General features: G+C 68.2%; 8 protein-coding genes. 7 read left to right on the forward strand and 1 reads right to left on the reverse strand.

The window, feature by feature from the left end:
* Window positions 1-3 precede the first annotated feature (3 nt).
* Window positions 4-1,113 (reverse strand): 2-aminoethylphosphonate--pyruvate transaminase, encoded by a 1,110-nt coding sequence (locus J8I33_RS08625; RefSeq protein ID WP_209925157.1) that lies wholly within the window; start codon window positions 1,111-1,113, stop codon window positions 4-6.
* A 260-nt stretch (window positions 1,114-1,373) separates the two neighbouring features.
* On the opposite strand from J8I33_RS08625, the gene phnS reads away from it, so the two are divergent.
* From phnS to J8I33_RS08660, 7 genes are read left to right on the forward strand one after another with little or no spacing between them, the layout of a single operon-like run.
* On the forward strand, window positions 1,374-2,465 hold the full coding sequence (gene phnS, locus J8I33_RS08630) for a 2-aminoethylphosphonate ABC transporter substrate-binding protein (protein WP_050017296.1): 1,092 nt from the start codon (window positions 1,374-1,376) through the stop codon (window positions 2,463-2,465).
* Window positions 2,466-2,499: 34 nt separating this feature from the next.
* Window positions 2,500-3,603: a 2-aminoethylphosphonate ABC transport system ATP-binding subunit PhnT gene (gene phnT, locus J8I33_RS08635; RefSeq protein ID WP_209934631.1), complete on the forward strand. Its 1,104-nt coding sequence runs from the start codon at window positions 2,500-2,502 to the stop codon at window positions 3,601-3,603.
* Complete coding sequence (phnU, locus tag J8I33_RS08640; protein WP_209925161.1) at window positions 3,581-4,507, forward strand: 2-aminoethylphosphonate ABC transporter permease subunit; 927 nt, start codon at window positions 3,581-3,583, stop codon at window positions 4,505-4,507. Before phnT ends, phnU begins: the two co-directional genes overlap by 23 nt.
* Complete coding sequence (phnV, locus tag J8I33_RS08645) at window positions 4,497-5,357, forward strand: 2-aminoethylphosphonate ABC transport system, membrane component PhnV (protein WP_209934634.1); 861 nt, start codon at window positions 4,497-4,499, stop codon at window positions 5,355-5,357. Before phnU ends, phnV begins: the two co-directional genes overlap by 11 nt.
* A complete protein-coding gene (phnA, locus tag J8I33_RS08650; protein ID WP_089489799.1) occupies window positions 5,354-6,664 on the forward strand; it encodes a phosphonoacetate hydrolase in 1,311 nt (436 codons plus the stop codon). Before phnV ends, phnA begins: the two co-directional genes overlap by 4 nt.
* Complete coding sequence (phnY, locus tag J8I33_RS08655; protein ID WP_089489798.1) at window positions 6,661-8,115, forward strand: phosphonoacetaldehyde dehydrogenase; 1,455 nt, start codon at window positions 6,661-6,663, stop codon at window positions 8,113-8,115. Before phnA ends, phnY begins: the two co-directional genes overlap by 4 nt.
* Window positions 8,116-8,119: 4 nt before the next feature.
* Window positions 8,120-8,674, forward strand: a complete 555-nt coding sequence (locus tag J8I33_RS08660; protein WP_089489797.1) for a phosphonate degradation HD-domain oxygenase — start codon at window positions 8,120-8,122, stop codon at window positions 8,672-8,674.
* Window positions 8,675-8,720: the final 46 nt, after the last annotated feature.

Raw genomic sequence — 8,720 nt, forward strand, 5'->3', positions numbered from 1 at the left:
ACTTCATGCGTGCTGCATCGCGATGGCGAGCGATTCGACCGCAGCGGCGATCGCCGCGACCGCACGCCGGATATCGCCCGCATCGATCGCGCCGATGCAGCCGACGCGGAACGTCTCGAGCCGCGTGAGCTTGCCCGGATACAGGATGAAGCCCGCATCCCTCACCGCGTCGTAGAAGCGGCGGAAATCGTAGGCCGGATGGTCGGGCGCGTGAAACGTGACGATCACCGGCGCCTGCACGCTCGCGTCGAGGAACGGCACGAAGCCGAGCGCGCGCATCGATTCGACGAGCGTCCGGCAGTTCTCCGCATAGCGCGCACCGCGCGCCGGCTGGCCGCCTTCGGCGAGGTACTGGTCGAGCGCGGCACGTAGCGCGGCAATCACGTGCGTCGGCGGCGTGAAGCGCCATTGCCCCGTCTTGCGCAGATACGCGTACTGATCGTGGAGATCGAGCGCGAGCGACCGCGCGTTGCCTTCGCTCGCGTCGAGCGCGTCGCGCCGCACGATCGCGAATCCCATCCCCGGCACGCCTTCCAGGCATTTGCCGCTGGCCGAGATCAGCGCGTCGATGTCGCTGCCCGCCAGCGCGATCGGCAGCGCGCCGAACGAACTCATCGCATCGACGATCAGCCGCTTGCCGTGCTGCCGGCATGCGGCCGCGATCGCATCGAGCGGATTCAGGATCCCGGCGCTCGTTTCCAGGTGCACGAGCGCGACGTGCGTGATGCGCGGCTCGCGCGCGAACGCGGCCTCGACGGCCGCCGTGTCGACGGCCGCGTCCTCGCCGAACGGCAACGCGATCGCTTCGATGCCGAGCCGGCCGAGGATCTTCAGGATGCGCGCGCAATACGCGCCGTTGTCGGGCACCAGCACGACGCCGTCGCGCGGCACCAGCGTGCCGAGCGCGGCTTCGACCGAGAACGTGCCGCTGCCCTGCATCGGCACGCACACGTACGCGTCGCCGCCCTGCGCGATGGCGACGAGATCCGCGCAGACGCTGGCCGTCAGTTGATTGAAAGCGGCGTCCCACGACCCCCAGTCATGTTGCATTGCGTGGCGTGTTGTGGCGGACGTGGTGAGCGGGCCGGGCGTGAGCAGAATCGGGTCGGGCATGGCTTTTGTCTCCAGCAAAGGGCGAACGGAACGCCGGGCGGCATTTCTCGATGACTTGCATGATAGTGGCAAAATGTGTCATTTTTTGGAAATTATGGCATTCGTCACGGCTTTGTCATCGAACGCTGTGATCCTTCGGTTGCCGCGCGACACCCAGCCCGAGCGCGGTAGCGCGGCGGCCGTTCAGCGGCCTGCCCGAAGACAACAGGAGAGCCGGATCGTGCCCCGGCCGTTTGGTGTTCCGCCTACGGAGAAGTGAGATGACACTGCAGAAACCCTCGCGCGCCGCCGCCGGCGCATTCCGCAAGCTCGCGCTGGCCGCCTGCGCCGCCGGTCTGCTGCAAGGCGCCGCGATGCCGGCGCAGGCGGCGAATGCGGTCGTGCTGTACACGGCGGACGGCCTCGAGAACCTCTATCGCGATGTGCTGCCGGCTTTCGAGAAGAAGGAAGGCGTGAAGGTCAACATCGTGACGGCGGGCAGCGGCGAGGTGGTGAACCGCGCGAACATCGAGAAGAATTCCCCGAAGGCCGACGTGATCGTCACGCTGCCGCCGTTCATCCAGCAAGCCGGCCAGATGGGCCTGCTGCAGCCGTACCAGAGCGTGAACTACAAGAACGTGCCGGCCATCGCGAAGGCCGAGGACGGCACGTGGGCGACCTTCGTCAACAACTACTTCTCGTTCGCGATCAATCCGGACGTCGTGAAGAACCAGCCGAAGACGTTCGCCGACCTGCTCGCGCCGGCCTACGCCGGCAAGGTCGCGTACTCGAACCCGGCCACGGCCGGTGACGGGATGGCCGTGCTGATCCTGACGACGTCGCTGATGGGCGAGGACAAGGCATTCGACTACCTCGCGAAGCTGTCGCAGAGCGTGAAGTTCCACACGAAGGGCACGGGCTACCTGAACGTGCTGCTGTCGCGCAACGAGATCAGCGTCGCGAACGGCGATCTGCAGATGGATCTCGACGACGCCGAACACGGCGCGCTGTCCGTCAAGCCGATCTTCCTGGCCGCGAAGGACGGCGACCGGCCGACCACGTTCCAGCTGCCGTACGGCATCGGCCTGATCAAGAGCGGCCCGAACCAGGACGCCGGCAGGAAGCTGATCGACTACCTGATGTCGACGGACGTGCAGTCGAAGGTACCGGACATGTACGGCATCCCGGGCCGCACCGACGTGCCGCTGGCCGGCAAGAACGGCGAAGCGGTCAAGAAGGCGATCGCGGGCGTGAATCTGATCCCGGTCGACTGGACTCACGTGATGGCGAAGAAGCCGGAATGGATCGAGCGCTGGAAGAAGGACGTGATCGGCAGCTCGGGCAAGCAGCTCGACGTCGTCAAGCCGAAGTGACCGGCGCACGCCGCCTGTATCAGCGAGCAAGAGGATGAACCCGTTGGATACCGCCCTGACCCATCCCGGCGCATTCGGCGCCGCCGAACCGCACGCGACGCTGCGGTCCGGCGTGCCGGGCGGCGTGCAGATCCAACACCTGAGCGTGCGCTACGGCGCACGCACGGTGCTCGAAGATCTGTCGCTGTCGATCGGCGCCGGCGAATTTCTGACCGTGCTCGGCAAGAGCGGCTGCGGCAAGACCACGCTGCTGCGCTTCATCGCCGGATTCGTGAAGGCCGACGGCCTGACCGGCACGCTGACCGTGGCCGGCCGCGACCTGACCTATGCGCCGCCGCACAAGCGCAACCTCGGTCTGCTGTTCCAGAATTACGCGTTGTTCCCGCACCTGTCGGTGTTCGAGAACGTCGCATTCGGGCTGCGCGCACGCGGGATGGCGTCGTCGGAAGTGACGCGCCGCGTCGCCGATGCGCTGAAGCTCGTGCAACTCGGCGATGCGGGCCACCATCTGCCCGCGCAGTTGTCCGGCGGGATGCAGCAGCGCGTCGCGCTGGCGCGCGCGCTCGTGATCGAGCCCGACGTGCTGCTGCTCGACGAGCCGCTGTCGGCGCTCGACGCGAACCTGCGCGCGTCGGTGCGCAGCGAACTGAAGGCGCTGCACGAGCGCCTGCCGAACCTGACCGTCGTCTGCGTGACGCACGACCGCGACGACGCGCTCGTGCTGTCCGACCGCGCGCTGCTGATGCGCGATGGCCGCATCGCGCAGCTCGGCACGCCGCAGCAGCTGTACGACGCACCGCGCGACGGCTACGTCGCGCGCTATCTCGGCCCGGCGAACCTGCTGCCGCCGCACGTGATCTTCCCGCTCGGCGATCCGCGTCACGAGATACGCGGCAAGGTCGCGTGCGTGCGCCCCGAGCGCCTGACCGTGATGCCGCCCGCGGCCGGCGGCCTGCACGGCACGGTGTCGTCGGTCGAATGGCAGGGCGCGGACTTGTCGATCGCGGTCGTGATCGACGCGGCGCCCGACGAGCCCGTGCGCGTGACGATGCAACGCGGCCGCGGCGCGGCGCCCGAGCGCGGTGCGCGCGTGTCCCTGCATTGCGAGGCAGACGATGTCGTCCTTATCGAGCCCTGAAGCCGGCCTGCCGCCGCACGTGCTCGCGTCGGCTGCGGCACACGCCGCCGCCGCGCGGCGCCGCAGGCGAATGGGCGACCTGCACCTGGCCGCGCTCGCGATCGTCGTGCTCGGCCCGCTCGTCGTCTATCCGCTGGTGCGGCTCGTGCTGCTGAGCGTGTCGGGCGATCACGGGCACGGGCTGAGTTTCGCCGCGTACCGGACCTTCTTCGGCAATCCCGACACGCGCAACGTGCTGCTGACGACGCTCGGCGTGCTGTTCGCGAGCGCCGGCACCGCGTCGGTGCTCGGCGTGCTGCTGGCCGCACTGCTGTTCTTCAGGCCGTTCCCGGGCGCGTCGCTCGTCACGCGCTTCCTGGAACTGTACGTCGCGTTTCCGTCGTTCCTCGTCGCGTTCACGCTGATCTTCCTGTACGGCTCGCAAGGCTCGATCAGCATCGCGCTGCAGCACCTGTTCCATCTCGAGAATCCGCCGCTCGACTTCCTGTTCGGCATCGGCGGCGTGATCCTCGCGCAGACCGTGTTCTACACGCCGTTCGTCGTGCGGCCGACGCTCGCGTCGTTCGCGACGCTCGACCTGCGGCTGATCGAAGCCGCGCGCAGCCTCGGCGCGCCCGGCTGGATGCTCGCTCGCCGCGTCGTGCTGCCGATCGCATGGCCGGGCATCGCCGCCGGCACCGTGCTGTGCTTCCTGCTGACGCTGAACGAGTTTGGCATCCTGCTCGTGCTCGGCAGTGCGCGGCTCGTCACGCTGCCGGTCGCGATTTACAGCAGCGCGACCGTCGATCTCGACCTGCCGACCGCGTCGGCCGGCGCGGTCGTGATGTTGTCGCTGTCGCTGGCGCTGTATGCGGTTTATCGCCGGGTGAACCGGCGCGCGACGGGAGGGAACGATGTCCGCTGAATTCCGTATCGGGCACGCCGTGCCGCGTCACCCGATCGGCTGGACCGACACGCTGCTCAAGCATGCGTCGCGCACCGCGCTCGCGCTGGCCGCGTTCGCGTGCTTCTGGCTGTTCGTGCTGCCGGTGATCGTCGTCGCGCTGTCGAGCGTGTCGACGCAGTGGTCGGGCACGATTTTGCCGGCCGGCTACAGCCTGCGCTGGTTCGAGCGGCTCGGGTCGCCGGAATACGACGCGCTGCTGACGAGCCTCGAAATCGGCTTCGGCGTGTCGGTTCTCGGCACGATCCTCGGGCTGTGGCTGGCGCTCGCGCTCGAAGGGCGCGACCGGCGCGGCCTCGGCGCGCTCGTCGACGCGCTCGTGATGGTGCCGAACGGCGTGCCGAGCGTCGTGCTCGGCCTCGCGGTGCTGATCGCGTATCACCAGAAGCCGCTCGACCTGTCGAGCTCCGCGGCGATCGTCGTGCTGGTGCAGCTCGCGCTGATATTGCCGTTCTGCTATCGCTGCGCGGCCGCCGCGCTGCGTCCGGAGCTGACCGTGCTGCGCGAAGCCGCCGCGAGCCTCGGTGCGCCGCCCGCGATGGTGCTGCGCCGCGTGCTGCTGCCGCAGCTCGTGCCGGCGCTGCGCGCGAGCCTCGCGCTCGGCTTCGCGCTGTCGCTCGGCGAACTCGGCGCGACGCTGACGGTGTATCCGCCCGGCTTCGCGACCGTGCCGATCGTCGTGATCGGGCAAGTGGAGCGCGGCTATTACCTGCCGGCATCGGCGCTGTCGCTGCTGATGCTCGGCGCGTCGCTCGCGGCGCTGCTGCTGATCGCCGTGCGCGTGCCGCGCGGCAAGCGGGCGGCATCATGAACGCCGCGTTCGCGTTGCGGCGCCCCGGCGAGCAAGCAGCCGCTGGCAACGGGTCGACGAATCTCGCGGGACGCTCGATCGACGTCAACGGCCGACGCTACCGGTTGCCGGTCGAGCCGACCGTCGTCGCCTGTGTCGATGGCTGCGAGTACGACTATCTCGAACGCGCGGTGGAAGCGGGCGTCGCGCCGTTCATCGGCCGGATGATCGAGCAAGGCACCGCGTGGCGTGCCGATTGCGTCGTGCCGACCTTCACCAACCCGAACAACCTGTCGATCGTTTGCGGCGTGCCGCCGTCGGTCCACGGGATCTGCGGCAACTATTTCTGGGATCCTGCTGCTGACGGCGGGCGCGGCGCCGAAGTCATGATGAACGACCCGGCCTACCTGCGCGCCGGCACGCTGCTCGCGGCGGCGTCCGATGCCGGTGCGCGGGTGGCCGTCGTCACCGCGAAGGACAAGCTGCGCCGGCTGCTCGGCTGGCGGCTGAACGGCATCTGCTTTTCGGCCGAGAAGGCCGCGCAGGCCAATCTCGCGGAAAACGGGATCGTCGACGTGCTCGACTGGGTCGGCCTGCCGTCGCCGGACGTATACAGCGCGGCGTTGTCGGAATTCGTGTTCGCGGCCGGCGTACGGCTCGCGCAGACGCGGCAGGTCGACCTGATGTACCTGTCGACCACCGACTACGTGCAGCACAAATGCGAGCCGGGCAGTGCCGGCGCGAACGCGTTCTACGCGATGATGGACGGCTACCTCGCGCTGCTCGACGCGCTCGGCTGGGCGATCGGCCTCACGGCGGACCACGGGATGAACGCGAAGCACGATCCGGCGACGGGCCGGCCGAACGTGATCTATCTGCAGGATGCGTTCGATGGCTGGTACGGCGCGCAGGCTGCGCGCGTGATCCTGCCGATTACCGATCCGTACGTCGTGCATCACGGTGCGCTCGGTTCGTTCGCGACGATCTACCTGGCGCCGGGCGTCGACCGGGCCGACGCGATGTGGCGCGTCGGCGGCCTCGACGGCGTCGAGCTCGTGCTCGACAACGCGGAAGCCGCCGCACGTTTCGAACTGCCGCCCGACCGGATCGGCGATCTCGTCGTGATCGGCCGCCGCGACATGACGCTCGGCACCCGCGAGCGCGAACACGACCTGTCGGGCCTCACGGTGCCGTTGCGTTCGCATGGCGGCGTGTCCGAGCAGGAAGTGCCGCTGCTGTTCAATCGCCGTATCGAGCGGGACGATCCCGCCCGTCGCCCGCGCAACTTCGACGTGTTCGATTTCGTGCTGAACCGGATCGCGACATGATGGCGCATCCGCGGCAGGATCATCCGTCGTTTCGTGCCGAAGCGTTGCGCTGGTGCGGCACGCGCGCGATGCGCGAGCGCACGCTCGACGTCACGGATCCGTACACGGGCACACGCGTCGGCACCGCGCCGCTCGCCAGCGTCGACGACGTGCGCGCGGCGTTCGATTACGCGATGGCCTACCAGCCGACGCTCACGCGCTACGCGCGTTCGCAGATTCTCGAACGGGCGGCTGCGTTGCTGCGCGAGCGCACCGAGGAAGCCTCCGACCTGATCACGCTCGAGTCGGGGTTGTCGAAACAGGATTCGCGCTACGAGATCGGCCGGGTGGCCGACGTGCTGAAGTTCGCGGCGGCCGAGGCGTTGCGCGACGACGCGCAGAGTTTCTCGTGCGACCTGACGCCCCACGGCAAGACACGGCGCGTGTTCTCGCAGCGCCAGCCGCTCGGCGGCGTGATCGTCGCGATCACGCCGTTCAATCATCCGATGAACCAGGTCGCGCACAAGATCGCGCCGGCGATCGCGACCAACAACCGCGTGATCGTGAAGCCGTCGGAGAAGGTGCCGCTGTCGGCGTTCTATCTGGCCGACCTGCTCTACGAGGCCGGTCTGCCCGAGCCGATGCTGCAGGTGCTGACCGGCGCGCCGGCCGAGATCGCGGACGAACTCGTCACGCATCCGCATGCGTCGCTGATCACGTTCACGGGCGGCGTCGCGATCGGCAAGGCGATTGCCGCGCGGGCCGGTTACCGGCGCATTGTGCTGGAGCTGGGCGGCAACGATCCGCTGATCGTCCTCGCCGATGCCGATCTCGACCGCGCGGCATCGCTGGCGGTGCTCGGCTCGTACCGGAATTCGGGCCAGCGCTGCACGGCCGTCAAGCGGATGCTGGTGCAGCGCTCGATCGCGCCCGCATTCACCGAATTGCTCGTCGAGAAGACGCGCGCATGGAGATACGGCGATCCGTTCGATTCCGCGAACGAAATGGGCACGGTGATCGACGAGGCGGCGGCGCGACTGTTCGAGACGCGCGTGAACGAGGCGGTTGCGCGGGGCGCGCGTCTGCTGACCGGCAATGTGCGGCGCGGCGCGCTGTATGCGCCGACCGTAATCGACAACGTCGATCCGTCGATGACGATCGTGCGCGAGGAGACCTTCGGGCCGGTGTCGCCCGTCATCGCGTTCGACACGATCGACGATGCGATCCGGATCAGCAACGGCACGGCATTCGGGTTGTCGTCGGGCGTCTGTACGGACAGCACGGCGGCGGTCGTGCGGTTCGTGAACGAACTGAACGTTGGCACGGTGAACGTGTGGGAAGTGCCCGGTTACCGGATCGAGCTGTCGCCGTTCGGCGGAGTCAAGGATTCGGGGCTCGGTTACAAGGAAGGTGTCCAGGAGGCGATGAAGAGCTTCACGAACCTGAAGACGTTTTCGCTGCCTTGGGAGTAAACGGATGGCGTTGACGGTGGAAGAGATTCACGGGTTGTATCGCGAGCATGGCCATGTGGCCTATAGCGGCGAACCGGTCACGCAGCTCGAACATGCACTGCAGAGTGGATTGCTGGCGGAGCAATCCGGGGCGGACGAAGCGCTGGTCGCGGCTGCGTTCCTGCACGACCTCGGCCATCTGCTGAATCGTCAGGGCGACACGCCGAGCGTGCGCGGGATCGACGATCTGCATCAGTATTACGTGCTGCCGTTCCTGCGGCCGCTGTTTGCCGACGCGGTGCTGGAGCCGATCCGGCTGCACGTCGACGCGAAGCGCTGCCTGTGCCGCACGGACGCCGGCTACTTCGAGAGCCTGTCGCCGGACTCGGTGCGCAGTCTGGCGTTGCAGGGCGGCATTTTCAGTGAAGAGGAGACGGCAGCGTTCCTGCAGCGCCCGTTCGCGGAGGACGCGCTGCGCCTGCGCCGCTGGGACGACATGGCGAAGGAGGAAGGCAAGGTGACACCGGATCTCGCTCACTATATGGAGATCGTCGCGCGCCAAGTGCGCGCGGCCCCCTGACGACGGTTCGGCCGCTTCTATATAAGGCGCCGCACGCGGCAGCGTG

This window comes from Burkholderia sp. AcTa6-5 (genome assembly GCF_017815075.1).
Taxonomy (GTDB): Bacteria; Pseudomonadota; Gammaproteobacteria; order Burkholderiales; family Burkholderiaceae; genus Burkholderia; species Burkholderia sola.